14 protein-coding genes are annotated in these 18,938 nt (G+C 41.5%); 9 read left to right on the top strand and 5 right to left on the bottom strand.

What is annotated here, in order from left to right; translation table 11 throughout:
- Nucleotides 1-72: 72 nt before the first annotated feature.
- Nucleotides 73-2,808: a DNA gyrase subunit A gene (gyrA, locus tag GW828_RS08985; protein ID WP_124014759.1), complete on the bottom strand. Its 2,736-nt coding sequence runs from the start codon at nt 2,806-2,808 to the stop codon at nt 73-75.
- A gap of 387 nt (nt 2,809-3,195) precedes the next feature.
- Here gyrA and ubiG point away from each other — a divergent pair, with 387 nt between their 5' ends.
- The 5 genes from ubiG to yfaE all read left to right on the top strand — a co-directional run bounded on the left by ubiG (nt 3,196) and on the right by yfaE (nt 9,138).
- The gene (gene ubiG / locus GW828_RS08980) at nt 3,196-3,918 is read left to right on the top strand and encodes a bifunctional 2-polyprenyl-6-hydroxyphenol methylase/3-demethylubiquinol 3-O-methyltransferase UbiG (protein WP_273058140.1); all 723 of its coding nucleotides are present in this window, start codon (nt 3,196-3,198) and stop codon (nt 3,916-3,918) included.
- Nucleotides 3,919-4,045: 127 nt separating this feature from the next.
- On the top strand, nt 4,046-4,717 hold the full coding sequence (locus GW828_RS08975) for an HAD family hydrolase (protein WP_124014757.1): 672 nt from the start codon (nt 4,046-4,048) through the stop codon (nt 4,715-4,717).
- 542 nt (nt 4,718-5,259) lie between these two features.
- Nucleotides 5,260-7,548: a class 1a ribonucleoside-diphosphate reductase subunit alpha gene (gene nrdA, locus GW828_RS08970; protein WP_273058141.1), complete on the top strand. Its 2,289-nt coding sequence runs from the start codon at nt 5,260-5,262 to the stop codon at nt 7,546-7,548.
- 71 nt (nt 7,549-7,619) lie between these two features.
- On the top strand, nt 7,620-8,750 hold the full coding sequence (nrdB, locus tag GW828_RS08965; protein ID WP_182697282.1) for a class Ia ribonucleoside-diphosphate reductase subunit beta: 1,131 nt from the start codon (nt 7,620-7,622) through the stop codon (nt 8,748-8,750).
- On the top strand, nt 8,740-9,138 hold the full coding sequence (yfaE, locus tag GW828_RS08960; protein WP_182722855.1) for a class I ribonucleotide reductase maintenance protein YfaE: 399 nt from the start codon (nt 8,740-8,742) through the stop codon (nt 9,136-9,138). The genes nrdB and yfaE overlap by 11 nt, the downstream gene beginning before the upstream one ends.
- 633 nt (nt 9,139-9,771) lie before the next feature.
- On the opposite strand, the gene GW828_RS08955 is transcribed toward yfaE, so the two are convergent.
- The gene (locus tag GW828_RS08955; RefSeq protein ID WP_420542414.1) at nt 9,772-10,590 is read right to left on the bottom strand and encodes a hypothetical protein; all 819 of its coding nucleotides are present in this window, start codon (nt 10,588-10,590) and stop codon (nt 9,772-9,774) included.
- Between the two features lie 78 nt (nt 10,591-10,668).
- Nucleotides 10,669-11,817, bottom strand: coding sequence for a BamA/TamA family outer membrane protein (locus GW828_RS08950; RefSeq protein WP_182697281.1), 1,149 nt, complete (start codon nt 11,815-11,817; stop codon nt 10,669-10,671).
- A gap of 572 nt (nt 11,818-12,389) precedes the next feature.
- On the opposite strand from GW828_RS08950, the gene GW828_RS08945 reads away from it, so the two are divergent.
- Together GW828_RS08945 and GW828_RS08940 are read left to right on the top strand one after the other, a co-directional pair.
- Nucleotides 12,390-13,253 carry a PA4780 family RIO1-like protein kinase gene (locus tag GW828_RS08945; RefSeq protein WP_124014752.1) on the top strand — a complete coding sequence of 288 codons (864 nt, stop codon included), beginning with the start codon at nt 12,390-12,392 and terminating at the stop codon, nt 13,251-13,253.
- 386 nt (nt 13,254-13,639) lie between these two features.
- Entirely contained in the window at nt 13,640-13,963 is a 324-nt protein-coding gene (locus GW828_RS08940; protein ID WP_273058142.1) for an EF-hand domain-containing protein, read from the top strand.
- Between the two features lie 436 nt (nt 13,964-14,399).
- On the opposite strand, the gene GW828_RS08935 is transcribed toward GW828_RS08940, so the two are convergent.
- Nucleotides 14,400-14,690: a hypothetical protein gene (locus GW828_RS08935; RefSeq protein WP_273058143.1), complete on the bottom strand. Its 291-nt coding sequence runs from the start codon at nt 14,688-14,690 to the stop codon at nt 14,400-14,402.
- Between the two features lie 290 nt (nt 14,691-14,980).
- Between GW828_RS08935 and GW828_RS08930 the strand changes: the two genes are divergently transcribed.
- Nucleotides 14,981-15,655, top strand: coding sequence for a haloacid dehalogenase type II (locus GW828_RS08930; RefSeq protein WP_273058144.1), 675 nt, complete (start codon nt 14,981-14,983; stop codon nt 15,653-15,655).
- A 152-nt stretch (nt 15,656-15,807) separates the two neighbouring features.
- On the top strand, nt 15,808-16,665 hold the full coding sequence (gene yghU, locus GW828_RS08925) for a glutathione-dependent disulfide-bond oxidoreductase (protein ID WP_273058145.1): 858 nt from the start codon (nt 15,808-15,810) through the stop codon (nt 16,663-16,665).
- A 141-nt stretch (nt 16,666-16,806) separates the two neighbouring features.
- Here the strand turns inward: yghU and GW828_RS08920 are convergent, their stop codons facing one another.
- Nucleotides 16,807-18,822, bottom strand: coding sequence for an oxidoreductase (locus GW828_RS08920; RefSeq protein WP_273058146.1), 2,016 nt, complete (start codon nt 18,820-18,822; stop codon nt 16,807-16,809).
- Between the last annotated feature and the right edge of the window lie 116 nt (nt 18,823-18,938).

Here is an 18,938-nt window from a genome sequence, read left to right as displayed (position 1 = left end):
GAATTATTTTCCGTAAAATAAAACGAGCGCCATAAGGCGCTCGTTATTGATGTTACAAAGTAAACGTTCAGGTTAGTCCTGTTCGTCGCTCTCTACATCACTTTGTCCGTCACTCTCTACGTCAGACTCAGTAGACTCAGCCGCCTCAAGGTCAATAGCTTCACCTTCGATAATGTCCGCAGGTGGAATAACATTGCCTTCTGCGTCTAACAACTCTTCGGTTTGAATCTCTTCAATACGCTGCAAACCAACGACTTTCTCGTCTTCTGCGGTACGAATGATCGTCACACCTTGAGTGTTACGACCAATAATAGATACACCTTCTGCAGGAGTACGCACTAAGGTGCCTTTATTACTGATCAGCATAATTTCGTCAAAAGTACCTACTTGAACGGCACCAACAACTTCACCATTACGCTCACTGACTTTAATCGATACCACACCTTTAGTGCCACGGCTCTTCGCTGGGTATTCACTCAGCTCAGTACGCTTACCATAACCATTTTCGGTTACGGTTAAGATAGCGCCGTCACCTTTAGGCACAATTAACGACACCACTTTTTGGCCAGCATCAAGCTTAATACCACGAACACCCGTTGCAGTACGACCCATAGGGCGCAATGCAATCACTTCTTCGCCAGTTTCAGCATCAATCTTCACTTCACCGGTTTCAGAATCACGCGCTTTCTCATTAAAGCGAACCACTTTACCTTCGTTAGAGAACAACATAATGTCGTCACTACCTTCAGTAATATCAACGCCAATTAATTGGTCGCCGTCTTTTAGGTTCACAGCAATAATGCCGTTTGCACGAGGGTTACTGTACGCCGTTAATGCAGTTTTCTTAACGGTACCGTGTGCTGTAGCCATAATGATAAACTTATCATCAGCATACTCACGTACCGGTAGAATGGCAGTAATGTGCTCACCGTCAGAAAGTGGTAATAAGTTAACAATTGGACGACCACGGGCAGTACGACTGGCCAAAGGTAATTGATACACTTTTAACCAATACATTTTACCAAAGTCAGAGAAACACAAGATGGTGTCATGGGTGTTCGCCACCAATAACTTCTCAACAAAGTCTTCATCTTTTACTTTAGTTGCCGCTTTGCCTTTACCGCCACGACGCTGCGCTTGGTAGTCGGACAATACTTGGTATTTTGCATAACCTAAGTGAGACAAGGTTACTACAACGTCTTCTTCATTGATTAAGTCTTCAAGACTCATATCAATTTCGTTAGCGTTGATAATCGTACGACGCTCATCACCGTATTGCTCAAGAATTTCTTCTAGCTCTTCTTTAATCACTTCCATCAAGCGCGATGGATTACGAAGAATGAATAACAGGCCTGCGATAAGTACTAATAGCTCTTCATACTCAGCTAAAATTTTATCGTGCTCAAGACCGGTTAAACGGTGTAAACGTAACTCTAGAATAGCTTGTGCTTGTTGCTCAGTTAAATAGTACTGACCATCGCGAATACCATACTCTGGCTCTAACCATTCTGGACGAGCTGCATCGTCACCCGCTTTTTCAAGCATGCCTTGTACATGGCCTAACTCCCAACCTTGTGCGACTAATTTAGCTTTAGCTTCAGCCGGTGTAGGCGAGGCTTTAATCAGTGCAATGATCGGATCGATGTTAGCCAGTGCAATAGCAAGTGCTTCAAGGATGTGGGCGCGTTCGCGGGCTTTGCGTAATTCAAATACTGTACGACGAGTAACCACTTCACGACGGTGAAGGATAAAACACTCAAGCATTTCTTTAAGGTTAAACAATTTAGGCTGACCATTGGTCAATGCCACCATGTTAATACCAAAAGAACACTGCATTTGTGTTTGAGCATATAAGTTGTTTAATACAACCTCACCCACTTCACCGCGTTTGATTTCAATAACAATACGCATACCGTCTTTATCAGACTCGTCGCGTAGGCCACTGATACCTTCTAATTTTTTATCTTTAACAAGTTCAGCGATTTTTTCAATTAAACGCGCCTTGTTAACTTGATATGGAATTTCATGAACAATAATACGTTCACGACCATTCTCTTCCGTTTCGATTTCCGCTTTAGAACGCATAATCGCGCGACCGCGGCCGGTGTTGTACGCATCAATAATACCTTTGCGGCCATTAATCGACGCTGCCGTTGGAAAATCTGGACCTGGAATGTATTCCATTAACTGTTCAATCGATAAGCTTGGATCTTCGATTAACGCCAAACAGCCTTTGACCACTTCAGTTAAATTGTGTGGTGGAATATTGGTGGCCATACCAACCGCAATACCCGATGAACCGTTAATTAATAGGTTCGGTACGCGTGTTGGTAACACCGCAGGGATCATCTCAGTGCCATCGTAGTTAGGCACAAAATCCACAGTTTCTTTTTCAAGGTCGGCTAATAATGAATGCGCCAACTTTTGCATGCGGATTTCGGTATAACGCATCGCAGCTGCAGAGTCACCGTCGACAGAACCAAAGTTTCCTTGTCCATCAACTAAGGTGTAACGTAGCGAGAATGGTTGCGCCATACGTACAATAGTATCGTATACAGCTGTGTCACCATGTGGGTGATACTTACCAATTACGTCACCAACGACACGAGCGGATTTTTTATATGGTTTGTTCCAATCGTTTTTTAATTCGCTCATTGCGAACAAAACCCGACGGTGAACAGGTTTTAACCCATCACGAACGTCAGGCAATGCACGACCTACAATTACGCTCATGGCATAATCAAGGTAAGAATTCTTAAGTTCGTCTTCGATGTTAATTGGCGAAATAGATGATGCCAGATCAGTCATAAACTGCGCGTTCCTCTAAAGTGAGCTGACAATAAAACTTCCATATTATTATCTAGCTTAAAAACGTGATTTGGCATTCTAACACAGATAATTAATGTCGCCAGAACAAAGACCTGTCAAATGCTCTATGACTCTTAAAAATGATAAAAAAGCTAATATATTCAGCGAATTTATATTATTGGCACATGAATATAGGCTGATAAATAAGTCATAATCAAAGCCAATTTGCTGATGCTTTAAGCAGTTAAGAGCACAATTTTACAATTAAGCGGGCTTAAGTGGATGTTTTATGAGCAAGTGTGAACAAGCCAAGCCATTGTTGACTACTATTCACAAAGGTTATCGTTATAATAGCCATCATACTTTATTAGACACTTAGGTTAAGTTATGTCACACGCTGAACAATCGACACCCAATGTTGATCCGCAAGAGATCGCAAAATTTGAAGCCATGGCACAAACATGGTGGGATCTCAATGGCGAGTTCAAGCCATTGCACTTACTTAATCCACTGCGTTTAAACTACATTGATCAAACCGCTGGCGGTATTTTCGATAAGAAAGTGCTTGATGTCGGCTGTGGCGGTGGCATTTTGTCAGAAAGTATGGCTCGCCTGGGTGCACACGTTGATGGTATTGACATGGGAACTGAACCACTTGAAGTGGCAAAACTGCATGCATTAGATTCTGGGGTAGCGGTTAACTATCTTAAAACTACCGCCGAAGCACACCGCAATACGCACCGCGAGCAATACGATGTAGTAACCTGTATGGAAATGCTTGAGCATGTACCGGATCCACAATCGGTAATTCAAGCATGTTGTGACATGGTAAAACCCAACGGTTTTGTGTTTATCTCGACGATTAACCGCAATATGATGTCATACCTTAAAACTATCATCGGCGCTGAATATCTATTAAAAATGCTTCCAATTGGCACCCACGATCACAGTAAATTTATTCGCCCATCTGAACTGATGGCATTAGTCGATAACACCGATTTATTGTGCAGAGATGCATTAGGTATTACCTACAATCCTCTATCAGGTGTATTTAAGTACACCAAGAGTGTCGATGTTAACTATATGATAGCCACACAAAAAATAGACTAGCCAACCTATGTTTTTCACTGTTGCAACAGTGAAAAATATAAATGAAGCCCAATAGCGTTATGTTATACCGCTAACGCTACTAAAGGCTGCGTGGATTTACTGCCATTTCTCTGTGAGGAGCTAACTCTTGCATATGCACGACATTAAAGGGGTACTGTTCGATTTAGACGGTACCTTAGCCGACACCGCACCTGATTTAGTCCAAGCATTAAATTTGAGTTTAGACGAAGCCGGTTTTAAGGTTCAAACGCTTGAAACCATGCGCCATGCGGCTTCACATGGCAGTTTATATTTGGTCAAGACCGCTATTCCACAGGCAGATGAACACGTTCAACTTGATATTCAACAAGCACTACTGCGCCATTATGCACGCATTAATGGCGATCACAGCCGTTTGTTCGACGATTTACCCGAACTCTTAACCCTATTAGATTCCCAAGCCATTCCCTACGGTGTCGTCACCAATAAGCCAGCTCGATTTGCTCGGCCATTAATACAAAAGCTGGGCTTAACCGATAAACTGAAAACCATGATCAGCGGCGATAGTACCTGTCACGCTAAACCTCACACTGCGCCGATGTTATTAGCCGCTCAACAAATAGCCATCGCACCTCAAAGTATTTTATACCTAGGCGATGCTGAGCGTGATTTAGTCGCCGCTCGCAACGCAAGTATGATAGGTGGCATTGCCTTATGGGGCTATTTATCAGCCAGCGACACACCGAATACATGGCCAGCAACATGCCAATTTGAACATGGTGCTGCATTAAAACACTTTTTTACTCCGTCGTCTTTTTGAGATCGATTCATCGAAAATACACCTCTGAATGCATCATTGGCTAAAGATTATGCTGACAATCTCTTACCGATCAAAAGCCCTAAAAGATCAATCTAAAATTGAGGGTAAATTTTCGATCGCTGTTTATTTTAGCGATCAAAACTTTCTTCTTTGATGGTTGAAAAAATATCATTTATAAAAAACACGTTATAAATTTGGGCTCTAGGGTTAGCTGTCACTAACCCCGCCGTTTATCCTCAAGTTATCCACAAGAAGTTAATATAATTGTGGCTTGCAAAAAAACTCAAACCTCACTATCTTGTATCTTAGATTTTAAATAACACCATATCTTGTGTGTGGCCGACAATCAAAACACTACTCCACAGCATAACAAGGAGATAGATGTTAACTGAACGTATTGGTGGTTTACTGCCATGTTGTGAGTACCTTCAAGTTGATTGTTTTAACATGGAATTGTTTTGTAACGGGTTCAGATCGAACCCAGCAGCACTGCATCCAACAACAGATCACATGATTAGATATAGAACCAAGGCCTCTCTTCAATGAATAGCAATATGACAGTCACTAAACGCAGTGGCGAACGTGAATCGATCGATTTAGATAAAATTCATCGCGTGATCACTTGGGCAGCCAAGGGATTAAAAAACGTCTCAGTATCTGAAGTAGAACTTCGATCTCATCTGCAGTTTTTTGATGGCATTCCAACTGAAGCCATTCATGAAACGATCATTAAGGCCGCGGCTGACTTGATCTCTCCTGAGTCACCTGATTACCAATTTGTGGCAGCCCGCTTAGCGGTATTCCATTTACGTAAAAAAGCGTTTGGCCAATTTGAACCGCCTAAGCTATTCGATCATGTCACCAAGTTAGTTGAAATTGGTAAATATGACATGCACATCATGGCGGATTACAGCCGTGAAGAGTTAGATATCCTTGATGGCTACATTGATCACTGGCGTGACATGAATTTCTCTTACGCCGCAGTCAAGCAGCTAGAGGGTAAATACCTGGTTCAAAACCGTGTGACTCACGAAGTATATGAAAGCGCACAGTTTTTATACATTTTAGTCGCAGCGTGTTTGTTTGCTCGTTATCCAAAAGAAATTCGTTTGAAGTACATTAAAGACTTCTATGACGCGACGTCTTTATTTAAGATCTCACTTCCAACGCCAATCATGGCGGGTGTTCGTACACCGACACGTCAATTCAGCTCATGTGTACTCATCGAGTGTGATGACAGCCTAGACTCAATCAATGCTACGGCATCGTCTATTGTTAAATACGTGAGCCAACGTGCAGGTATTGGTATTAATGCAGGCCGTATTCGTGCTTTAGGTAGCCCTATTCGTGGCGGTGAAGCATTCCACACCGGTTGTTTACCGTTTTATAAGTATTTCCAAACAGCGGTTAAGTCTTGTTCCCAAGGCGGAGTCCGTGGTGGTGCAGCAACACTGTTCTACCCGTTATGGCATCTAGAAGTTGAATCACTGCTAGTACTGAAAAATAACCGTGGTGTTGAAGACAACCGTGTGCGTCATCTTGATTACGGCGTGCAGCTAAACAAATTAATGTACCAACGTTTAATCAAAGGCGATTACATTAGCTTATTTAGTCCATCTGATGTGCCTGGCCTTTACGATGCTTTCTTTGAAGACCAAGTCGAATTTGAACGTTTATACCTGCAGTATGAGCAAGACAGCAGCATACGTAAAAAGCAGATCAAAGCAGTTGAATTGTTTTCACTGATGATGCAAGAACGTGCCTCTACTGGCCGTATCTATATTCAAAACGTCGACCATTGTAATACGCACAGTCCATTTGACTCTAAAGTAGCACCGATTAAGCAATCTAACTTATGTTTAGAAATTGCCTTGCCGACTAAACCGTTAACTAACATTGACGATCCAGACGGTGAAATCGCCTTATGTACTTTATCAGCGCTTAACTTAGGTGCGATTAAGGATTTATCTGAACTTGAGCCTTTAGCAGATTTAGCTGTGCGTGCATTAGATAACTTACTTGATTATCAAGATTACCCAATCAAAGCCGCGCAAACCAGCTCAATGAATCGCCGTACTTTAGGTATTGGTGTGATTAACTTTGCCAACTATTTGGCTAAAAATGGTAAAAAGTACTCTGACGGTTCAGCAAATAACCTGACTCATAAAACCTTTGAAGCAATTCAGTTCTATTTACTCAAAGCGTCAATGAACTTAGCTAAAGAGCAAGGTGCATGTCCGTTATTCCACGAGACAACTTATTCGAAAGGTATTTTACCTATCGACACCTATAAGCGCGATTTAGATAAAATTTGTGACGAACCATTGCACATGAATTGGGAAGGTTTACGTAGCGATATTAAGCAGTACGGCTTACGTAATTCGACCTTGTCTGCATTAATGCCTTCTGAGACTTCATCGCAAATTTCAAATGCGACTAATGGTATTGAGCCTCCACGTGGATTGATCAGCGTTAAGGCCAGTAAAGACGGGCAGTTAAAGCAAGTAGTACCAGACTTTGAGTTGCTTAAAGACAAGTATGAACTGCTGTGGAATATGCCAAACAATGATGGTTATATCCAGCTTGTTGGTTTAATGCAGAAGTTTATCGATCAAGCGATTTCAGCCAATACCAATTATGACCCAAGCCGTTTTGAAGGCGGTCGTGTACCAATGCAAACCTTGCTTAAAGACCTGTTAAGTGTCTACAAGCTAGGGATTAAAACATTGTATTATCATAACACTCGCGACGGTGCTTCTGATCAATTTGACGACATTATTGCTGTCGAAGAAGAAGACGATGGCTGCGGTGGCGGTGCGTGTAAAATTTAATCTTCACTTTATGTATATTTAGCGGGGGTCTTCCCCGCTTTTGGAAAATGCGTTTTCAGGACACCTAAATAATGGCTTACTCAACATTTTGTCAAATACCTAACGATTCGACCAAAGAACCTATGTTTTTCGGTCAATCCGTGAATGTGGCACGCTACGATCAGCAAAAATATGAAATTTTTGAAAAACTGATTGAAAAGCAATTAAGTTTTTTCTGGCGCCCAGAAGAAGTTGATGTCAGTCGCGACAAAATTGATTTCGGTGATTTACCTGACCATGAAAAACATATTTTTCTGTCAAACCTTAAATACCAAACTTTGCTCGACTCAATTCAAGGGCGTTCACCTAACGTAGCGTTTTTACCGTTAGTATCGCTACCTGAATTAGAAACCTGGATTGAAACCTGGTCATTTTCTGAAACGATTCACTCGCGTTCGTACACTCATATTATTCGTAATATTGTTAACAATCCTTCTGTGGTGTTTGACGATATTGTGCAAAATGATGAAATTTTAAAGCGTGCCGGTGATATTGCGGCTTATTACGATGATTTAATTCACCTTACCCAGATTAATAACCTGTTAGGTGAAGGCACTCATGTGATCGACGGCAAAGAAATTACCGTTAACTCACGCATACTGAAAAAGTCATTATATTTGTGCATGATGTCGGTTAATGCTTTAGAAGCGATTCGTTTCTATGTCAGTTTTGCATGTTCATTTGCTTTTGCTGAGCGTCGCGTCATGGAAGGAAATGCTAAAATCATTCGCCTGATTGCCCGTGATGAAGCCTTGCACCTTAACGGTACGCAACACATATTAAGCTTAATGCAAGGCGGCAAAGACGATCCTGAAATGGCCGAGATTGCAGCTGAATGTAAGCAAGAAGCCTACGACTTATTTGTCAAAGCGGCAGAACAAGAAAAAGCATGGGCCAAGTATTTATTTAAAGACGGATCAATGATTGGTCTTAACGAACAGATTTTGTGCCAGTATGTTGAATTTATTACTAATCAGCGGATGAAATCGGTACATTTACCACAGCCATACGAAGAATCGTCAAATCCTCTTCCGTGGATGAAAAACTGGTTAGAAAGTGATGCAGTACAGGTTGCCCCACAAGAAGTTGAAGTGTCTTCATACCTTGTAGGACAAATTGATTCTTCTGTTGATGGCGATGAGTTTTTAGATTTTGACCTATAAAACATTTTTCAAAAAAGCGCCTATTGTAAGCTTGAAAGGACAGCCGGTTATTTTATTTGACGGCCAACACTCAAGCTTACTAGAAGCGCTTGAAGCGAAAAAAGTAAAAGTATTTTCAGAGTGCCGCAACGGTTTTTGCGGCGCCTGTAAAACCACAGTCATATCAGGAGAAGTCAGCTACCTCTCCAAACCTCTGGCAGAGCTTAAGTCTAACGAATGTCTGCCCTGCTGCTGTGTGCCTGAAAGCGATTTAAACCTCAAATTATCCACTGAGGGCGTACAAATTGTGGCTAAACGTCAATATGCGGCAGAAAATAGTAGCCATAAACAGACAACAGCATTAACCCAGCAGTTACAGATAACCCCAAAATTAGCTCACGAAGGTTAATCGATAAATTCTTCAGTACGGTTTCTTGTATTTCAGTTGATCTGTTCAGTTAAGCGACTTCAGCAAATATCTTGCAGTAAATGGATTGCAGCGGCGGTATTGAACTTTACATACAAAGGTTAGGATTACGGCTTAACTGTTGGGATTTAACTATTGAGGTTTAACCTAATCGCTGATATTCAGGGCGAAAATGAATGGTATTTGTTTACCCAACTGAATCTAAACCTTCCAGCACTAATGCTAATCTAATGCTAATATAATCTTAACCTCAGTTATCTCCATAACAGCAGATCGCGGTATGTTTTAACGCCGCTAACACTATCCTCTTAAGCACATATGTCTCTTCATCAACTTGGTTATTTTTAGCAGTAACACTGTCTATTTAACCTGAACTCGGGATAAGCATTGGACAAGAAAAGCCTGAAGGAGTGATGTTAAATAGGGCAGGCAAAAAGCGGATTGTAGCGCGACTGATATACCTAACGTCAGCTTAACCCTATGACTAACACTGATAACTGAAACTGAATCGCCATAATATGGAGCATGAAGGGATCAATGAGCGGCATTTAAGCTTGTTATCGGTGACAACAAGCTATTCAGAGGACATCGCTTATCACCTCTTTACGTTAGCGATTAACTATTGCTCAAAGCGTCGCAAGATGACACGTAACTGTCTAACTCAATATTCCCTTGTAAAATAATCCCATGGTAATGTGCTTTTACCAGTTGATAATCTATGCTCGGCGCAAAATAGTAAGTCACCTCTTCCGCCCCAGTTTGCTCAACGGGTATAAGTTGTAATTCTCCCCAGGGTGCGATGTTAGAGGTGAGTGAGTCTTTAACATAGTACTGATAGGATTCAACCGCATCAGAGGCTTGTCTTATCAGCGCAAATTGCTGTCGCCCGTTGAGTAAATACTCACGAATTTGAATGGCTAAGGTATCAACATCTCTGAGCGGTATGCTATTTGATTGGTAATGGCTGACTTCACCATCAACATCAACACGAGAGCCGAGACCGTGATGGTCTAGAGTGACTTGCATGTCTCGGGCACGAAAGCCAGTCACTTGTTGATGAAACTTATGCGTTAGCCATTCATGAGTGGAATTTGACCAGGATAACTCAGTGCGCTGCTGGTATTGAGTGCCAATACCTAAAATACTGGCTTTACTTGTTGAGGTAATAACGGCTGATTTACCCTGCCAGTTCTCGGTGCGGGTCATGTTGCCCATGTGCAGACCACTGAGAAAAATAGAGTAACTAAAGTTTCGCTGACACTCTTGCTCAACCTCAGCGGCCATGGCACTGCTACTGTGCAGCAATCCACTTGAAAAACCGAGAATCATCAGTACTCTCGTTGCCGCTAAACAAGCTGTGGTTGATACATTAATATGACAATACCTTGTCAGTATCGGTCTTATTGGTGCCATTGATGTTACTAGAAAAAGCATTTCGGTTTTCTTTTCCTTTAAAAATAGGAATCGCATGAAGGCCTTATAAGCAATAATAAGACCTTAGGAAATATCGACTTAAAAAACTTCATTTACATTTAAGTAGAAGTTAGTGTCATTCTCACCTACCCCAACGTCAAAACGTAAATTAATATTGTCTTTAATTTTAAAGCGGAATCCAGTGCCGTAGGCGGTTAATAGAGTATCCGTTAACTCACTGACTTTAGGCGCAACACTGCCGACCGATCCCCAAAATACCATGCCATAGCGCTGAAATATTGGTAACCGATATTCAACCTGTCCCATCATCATTTGCTCATCGCGATATCGGCCTCTAATGTAACCGCGCATCGCATCTGAACCGCCAAGGTCAGGTAAAAGATTCCACGGCACGTCACCACTAGTAAGGTGACCTTGAACTTGCCAAGCGATTAATCCAGGTGTTGACCCTAAATCGATATAATTCGCTAATTCAATATTATAGGTAGAAAACGAATCGAATTGGTCATTTTGATATAATCCAGCATCCAGCTGAAACAACCAACCTTTTGTGGCATTTAAACGATAATCTCTTGAATCATAAATGCTGGTGATCACAACACCTGAGCTAAAATTATCTGGCAAAAGGCTATTTGCATCAACAGGGGCTTGGGTGGCAACTAATTCTAGACTGTCTGCTGTGGTATAAATAAAATCAGCACCTACGCCAATAAAATAGTTATCGGCGACTTCGGTCATCCAGCGCGGTTTAAAACTATACAGTTGTTCTTTGAATTCGTGATGATTAAGGTCTTGATCGCCTTGTTCAATCCCAACACCATAATACACAGCAGCTTCATTGTGCAGCTCTAAATCAAGCAGCAGTCGCTGCTTACCTTGATTTAAAAACGTCATGTTCTCGACTGTAACGCCATAGGATTGATTCATTGATGCAAACGAGTTCAATACTAATGATGAGGGCTGCTCTTCACTGGATGCATTATCGGTCTTATATAACCCCACCATTAATAGCCCTACACCAAACTTCTTCTCTGGGGTGTAATAAGCCGTAGGCAAATAGCTCATATCAATGGCTTTAGTGTCATCAAACTCACCATCCGCACCAAACACAGACAAAATATTATCAATCCATGTGGGTTGCATGTCTTTGGGGGTTTCAAAAAGAGGTTCAACTGCGTTGGCGGCGTTAGAAAAAATAAATAGTGCTAAAAGTAAGGTCCGTTTCATAAAAACTCTATTAAATGTAAAAAGAATTAGGCTTGCATGATGACTTCCATGCCAATGATTGAATCAAGCTTGTATTAGTTGGCTCCGTAATGCTGAGAGGTAAAAGCTGTTGTCGATACAATGGTTTCAAATTCAATAACGATCAAATCTTCAAGTATTATCCTCGCTATCACTCAATGCTAACTGAATAAAAACTGAAGCCTTACTGAATATAACGCTTATTTGAGTCAGAGTTTAACCATTATCTCTTCCTCAAGCATCACTGTAGACATACTCTATTTGGCATCATTTACGTCAATGATACCACTAGTGTTCATAATGCCTGCTAATATAGCATATTCAGTGGTTAATATTGATGATAACTCCGAACTCAGCCGATGGGACTCACTCGGGGGAAATGTATAACATCAGCTATATTTAGGTGGGTTGCTACAGGATTTTGATTCATTAGACAAGAGTATACAAACGACAAATTCAGTAATATATGCCTCATTTAATCAGTGATCCATCTGCAAGTAAAAATTATTTCCTTAGATATATCATCCAGCGCGCAAGTAAGGTATAACGACGCTATGAAAACGCCTATACGATTACAACCACTGGTTGACGATGGTCTCGTCGATGAAGTGATAAGCCAACTCATGAGTGGCAAAGAAGCTACGGTCTATATGATCAGATGTGGCGATGCGATCCGCTGCGCGAAAGTGTATAAGGAAGCCACTAAACGCAGCTTTAAAAAAGCAGCACAATATCAAGAAGGTCGAAAAACCAAAAACAGTCGTCGTGGTCGAGCCATGGAAAAAGGCTCTAAATACGGTCGAGAAGAACAAGAAAAAGCCTGGCAAAATGCCGAGGTCGACGCATTATACAAATGCGCGGCGGCTAAAATTAGAGTACCTGTGCCTTATGGCTGCTTTGATGGTGTGCTATTAATGGAGTTGATCACCAATATTCATGGTGATGTTGCACCGCGATTAAACGACGTAACACAGATGAGTGTCGAGCAAGCACAAAGCCAGCATTACATTATGATGGGTTATGTTGTGCGTATGCTATGTGCGGGTATTGTGCATGGCGATTTGTCTGAGTTTAACGTGCTGGTCGACAAGGATGGTCCAGTGATCATTGACTTGCCGCAAGCTGTTGATGCCTCAGCCAACAATAATGCCAAAGCAATGTTATTTCGTGATGTGAATAATATGACTGACTATTATTCACAATTTGCTCCAGAATTAGCCGCGACAAAATACGCTAAAGAAATGTGGGCCTTATATGAACAAGGTGAATTAACACCCGAAACACAGTTAACCGGTTTGTTTGAAGAAGACACCACAGCCGCTGATGTCGATTCTGTATTAGAAGAAATCAACGCTGCTTTTGAAGAAGCTCAAGAAAGACGCGAGCGCATGAGCGAAGCGAACAACGACGAGTATTAAATCGATAGTTCATTCATGTGAATACTTAGGGAGACGTACGGACAAATTATCGAAGCTTTTATAGAAGATATAGTCTGGTTAATGTCTCCCTATTCTTTAGCCCTAATGAAAACGCAGAATCACGTACGCCCCCCTTGTTAATTAAGCAGCAAGTTGTGTAAATATAAACGCTAGCGGCCTAAACTCTTCCGATTTGTGCAACCATAGCTAATCCTATTACGAACAAATACAATAATGTCGTTACTGGCTAAATCAGATCATAGTCAGCAGAGAACCTTGCCCTTGGCACACAGCCAAAATAATCAATTTACCCGCCTTACATAACCTTACTTTTATCATGGTTAATTAGGTGTATAATAAGATTGAAAGTTAACAAGGAGAATATTATGAATAGCCATGTTGTATCAGTATTACTCGTTTGTCTTACTACTTCTTTGCCTGTTACTGCTATTGGAAATGAAAATGGAGCCATGAGAATGTCTCAGATGCCTGAATTTTCCGATTTTGATAAGAATCAAGACAAATTGATATCTGAAGAGGAATTTGTGCAATTTCAAAAAGCACGGCAAGAGTTGCATCAATCTGAAGGGCGCATGTTAAAAAATGCCTCACGTGATGGTATGTTTGAACGTATCGATTTGGATCACAATAAGTTTATTGATGCTGAAGAGTTTCAATCTCATCGTGAAATGATGAGAAAGTCTAAATAATCTCTGCTCGGGATAATAATCAATATCACTTTAGAGAGGTCATCAACATCACCTCTCTTTTTAAATACACGACACGGTAGCACATGAGATTTAGCCATCTCAATCAGCATAATAGAACGCCTAACTCCCACTTCCAAACAAACACCATTCAAACTTGGCTTTATCGGGCTATGCTTTGTGCTGTTCTCTGTAAAGCCATAGACATCAATTGGCCAGTGAAAATAATATCACTATGTTGTCGGCGTTTTTATACGCTTGTGATGATTTTATCCCGAGCAAACATCGCCTTGCTCCTTTGGCTTATTAATGTTGACTATGTGTAGGTAAATGGCTAAAACACTGGGTCACACAGTCTCAGGTACTCATTGGTGCGTCGAATATCATAGCCTCACTATCACGAACTATCACGAAGCATCACCAAGCTAAAACGGATAAATTATTCTGCCGCGACAAGCTTGCTTTTAAACACGCCGTAAAAGGCAATGCAGGCACCTGCAAAACCTAAGAAAGAACACACCAGACGATAGTCATTGTTGTCGATAAAGAAATTAGCCACACTAAATACCAGTAAAATCAATAAACCAATATTTTTGATCATCATCATTTTAGGCTCAAACATCAGCCATTGTTCGCATTTAGGACATTGTGTTTCAACGCCATGTTTACCTTTGCGTACTTGTTTAAGTGCCTTGCGGGCAAACACACCCTGACAACGAGGACATTCCATTTTACATCACCTTTAATGATTTTTAATCAATATAATACAATGAATTAACTTAGTATCAAAGCTTATCATTCAACCCAATTTCTGATAAGTATAACAAACACCTTTAATTATTTATTAATTTTAACGAACGCTCAAAATCATATTTGAACGAATGTTACAGTTAGTTTATAGTCAAGGGAACTTGGGTATCATTAGCAAAATAAACACCGCATAGATGTGGATATTAACAACCTAGCTTGGCTACTTACTCAGAGCTTCAGCATTGACCATACACTCACAGAGCAATAATCATGAATAAAGTCATTGGATTTGATGTTTATGGCACCTTAGTGGATCCGCTAGAGATGGGCCAACATCTGCAACAACTGATTGGCGATAAAGCGCTAGAGTTTGCGCAACTGTGGCACGATAAAAAAGTCGAGTATGCGTTCCGTCGCGGATTAATGCAGCAATATGCAGATTTTGCAGTTTGTACTCAACAAGCACTGCAATATTGTTTGACGGTTTACAACCTTACCCTCACAGCAAGTGCACAACAGCAACTGCTGGCAAAATTTAGTCAACTATCGGCCTTTGAGGATGTTATTGTTGGCCTAGCATTACTGCGCAATCAAGGCTATACCCTAGTCGCATTTTCAAATGGTCCAGAACTAGCCGTGCGCAATTTAATGCATAATGCTGGCGTGTTACCTCAATTACATGATGTCATCAGCGTGGACGACCTACAGACCTTTAAACCTAATCCTGCGGTTTACCATTATTTAATCAACCGCACTCAAACTGATCCCACTCATTGTTGGATGGTATCGAGCAATCCCTGGGATGTTATTGGTGCAAAAGCTGCTGGACTTAACACAGCTTGGATCCAACGCGACAGTAAAAAAGTATTTGATCCCTGGGGCATTGAGCCTGACTTAACCGTCAGCAATTTAATCGAATTAAGTGAACAGTTAAAAGCCAGGTAATAAATAACTAACATGTTGCATTTAAACAATAAAAGCATAACTCATACGCGTTGATGCTAATACATTACAGCGATACACGCTACACTCATAATATTGTGCTAAGCGCATTATAAATTTACATAACCTGCTATCAGGTTGTACAAGGATATTTTATGACTAACCAATATACTCCACCTAAAGTTTGGCAAAATAATACCAATGGAGCTAACAAGTGGGCGAGCATTAATAGCCCTGAGTCGGGTGCCCGATTCGATAAAAAACTGCCTGTCGGTAAGCATTCTTTACAACTCTATTCTCTTGGTACACCCAACGGGCAAAAAGTGACTATTTTGTTAGAAGAGTTACTTGCATTAGGTATTAAAGAAGCGGAATACGATGCTTATCTGATTAACATCGGAGAAAAAGATCAATTTTCGTCAGGGTTTGTTGCAGTCAATCCAAACTCAAAAATTCCTGCTTTATTGGATAAATCTGCTGATGAAGATGTGACAGTGTTTGAATCAGCTTCAATTTTGGTTCATCTAGCAGAGAAATTTGACCAATTCCTGCCTAAAGATGGCAAAGCCAGAACGCAAACATTTAACTGGCTGTTCTGGGCCCAAGGCTCTGCCCCATTCCTTGGCGGTGGTTTTGGTCATTTTTACGCTTATGCCGATGAAAAGCAGGAATACCCGATTAACCGTTTTGCAATGGAAGTGAAACGCCAATTAGATGTGTTGGATAAACAACTGGCAAGTAACACCTTTGTAACCGGTGAAGAATACACCATTGCAGACATCGCCATATGGCCTTGGTATGGCAACTTAGTCTTAGGTAATTTATACAGTGCCGCTGAGTTTTTAGATGTTGCCAGCTATAAGAATGTAACTCGTTGGGCTAATGAAGTATTAGCGCGCCCGGCTGTTCAACGTGGCAAAATAGTCAACACTTCATGGGGCGAACCATGGGAAATGTTACCAAATCGTCACAGCGTAGCAGACATTGATGCCGTATTAGCATTAAAGCCTTAATCTAAGCCCACAAATAATAGCTGATGAGCTAACCTCGTCAGCGTATTAAAAAGCCTTCTGCAACACAGAAGGCTTTTTATTTAATTCACGTTATGAAAGTGCTCTCAATGCAATCAGGTAAATACTCGCATTTCACAATGATTAGATGCTCATGGCAAGCTCAGCGCCTTGACGGATAGCCCGTTTAGCGTCTAATTCTGCGGCCACATCTACCCCGCCAATTAAGTGCACTGGCAAGCCACTGCTCTTCATTTCATCAACCAGACTGAGGTTAGACATTTGTCCTGCACACAACACCACGTTATCAACAGCCAGAATTTCAGATTGTTCGCCGACTTTAATGTGCAGCCCTTGCTCATCAAACTTTTCGTAGCTTACACCGGTTTTCATGTGAACCTGATGCTGTTTTAACACACTACGATGGATCCAGCCGGTTGTTTTACCTAAGCCTTTACCCATTTTGGTGGTTTTACGTTGCAATAAATACACTTCACGACCAGGGACATGTTCAGCTTCTGCAGTTAATCCGCCAGCGTGTTGATAGCTCTTATCAATGCCCCACTGCTTTAACCATTTATCGGGTTGCAAGGTGCTCGATTCTAATTCACATAAGAAATGCGCCATGTCAAAACCGATACCGCCAGCACCAATTAGCGCTACGGTTTTACCGATCTCAACTTGGCCAGTTAATACTTGTTGATAATCGACCACTTTAGGATTATCAAAACCCGGTAGTTTTAAAGCGCGAGGGACAACACCTGAAGCAATGACCACTTCATCGAATTTCTCAGTAGCTAATACCGCTGCATCTAATTTAGTGTTAAGACGCAATTCAACCTTATGCAGCCTAATTTGATTCATAAAGTATCGAATGGTTTCGTTAAACTCTTCTTTACCCGGTATTTTACGGGCCAAATTAAACTGACCACCGACCTCTGACTTGGCTTCAAATAATACGACCTCATGACCACGAGACGCAGCATAAACAGAGAAAGCCATACCTGCTGGGCCCGCCCCCATAACAGCAATGCGCTTTTTATGGGTGGTAGGTAGAAAATTAATTTCGGTTTCATAACAAGCGCGAGGATTAACTAAACAGGTTGCTCGTTTCATCGAAAAGGTATGGTCCAAACACGCCTGATTACAACCAATGCAAGTATTAATCAATTCAGGGGTATTGGCAGCAGCTTTATTCACAAACTCAGCATCAGCTAAAAATGGTCGGGCCATTGACACCATGTCAGCTTGACCCGAGGCAATAATTGCCTCGCCAATTTCTGGGGTATTAATTCGGTTCGTGGCGATTAACGGTATTTTGACTTCTTGTTTGAGTTTTTCAGTCACCCAAGAGAATGCACCACGCGGCACACTGGTCGAAATTGTCGGAACACGCGCTTCATGCCAACCTATGCCAGTATTAATAATACTCACACCCGCTTGTTCAAGGGATTTAGCCAGCTGTACCACTTCGTCCCACGTTGAGCCATTGTCGACTAAGTCGAGCATCGATAAGCGGAACACAATAATAAAATCACTGCCAACCTTGTGTCGAATAGCGTTGACGATTTCAATCGGGAATTTAACCCGATTTTCATAACTGCCGCCCCATTCATCACTGCGTTTATTGGTACGCGAACTGATAAATTGATTGATTAGATACCCTTCAGAGCCCATCACTTCAACACCATCATAACCGGCTTTTTTTGCCAATGCGGCACTGGTTGCGTAATCCTTAATGGTTGAGCGCACTTGGCGTGCAGACATCGCTGAAGGAGTAAAAGGGGTAATAGGTGATTTAACTTTGCTCGGCGCTAAACTAAAAGGATGATAACTGTAACGGCCCGCATGCAAAATTTGCATACAGATTTTACCGCCCGCTTCATGCACGGCATCGGTGACGATTTTATGTTTACCGACTTGCCAAGAAAAGCTTAATTGACAAGCATGTGGCGCAAGACGGCCGCGCAAATTAGGTGCGATACCGCCGGTAACGATTAACCCTACGCCACCTTGAGCACGCTCTTTATAAAAAGCTGCCAGTTTCTCAAATCCGCCTTTTTCTTCTTCTAAACCCGTGTGCATTGAGCCCATCAACACGCGGTTTTTCAGCTTTGTAAAGCCGAGATCTAAAGGTTCTAATAAGTGTGGAAACGACATTCAAACATCCTTTTTAAACAAGTGATTTAAATCAGCATACCCTGACAGTAAATTTTGCTCAATCATTTAAACGCTCCCTTGTTAAAAACCTTTACAATTGAATTTCACATTTATAT

The sequence above is a fragment of the Shewanella vesiculosa genome, from assembly GCF_009994065.1.
Taxonomy (GTDB): Bacteria; Pseudomonadota; Gammaproteobacteria; order Enterobacterales; family Shewanellaceae; genus Shewanella; species Shewanella vesiculosa.
This window is presented reverse-complemented; position numbering and strand designations above follow the sequence as displayed.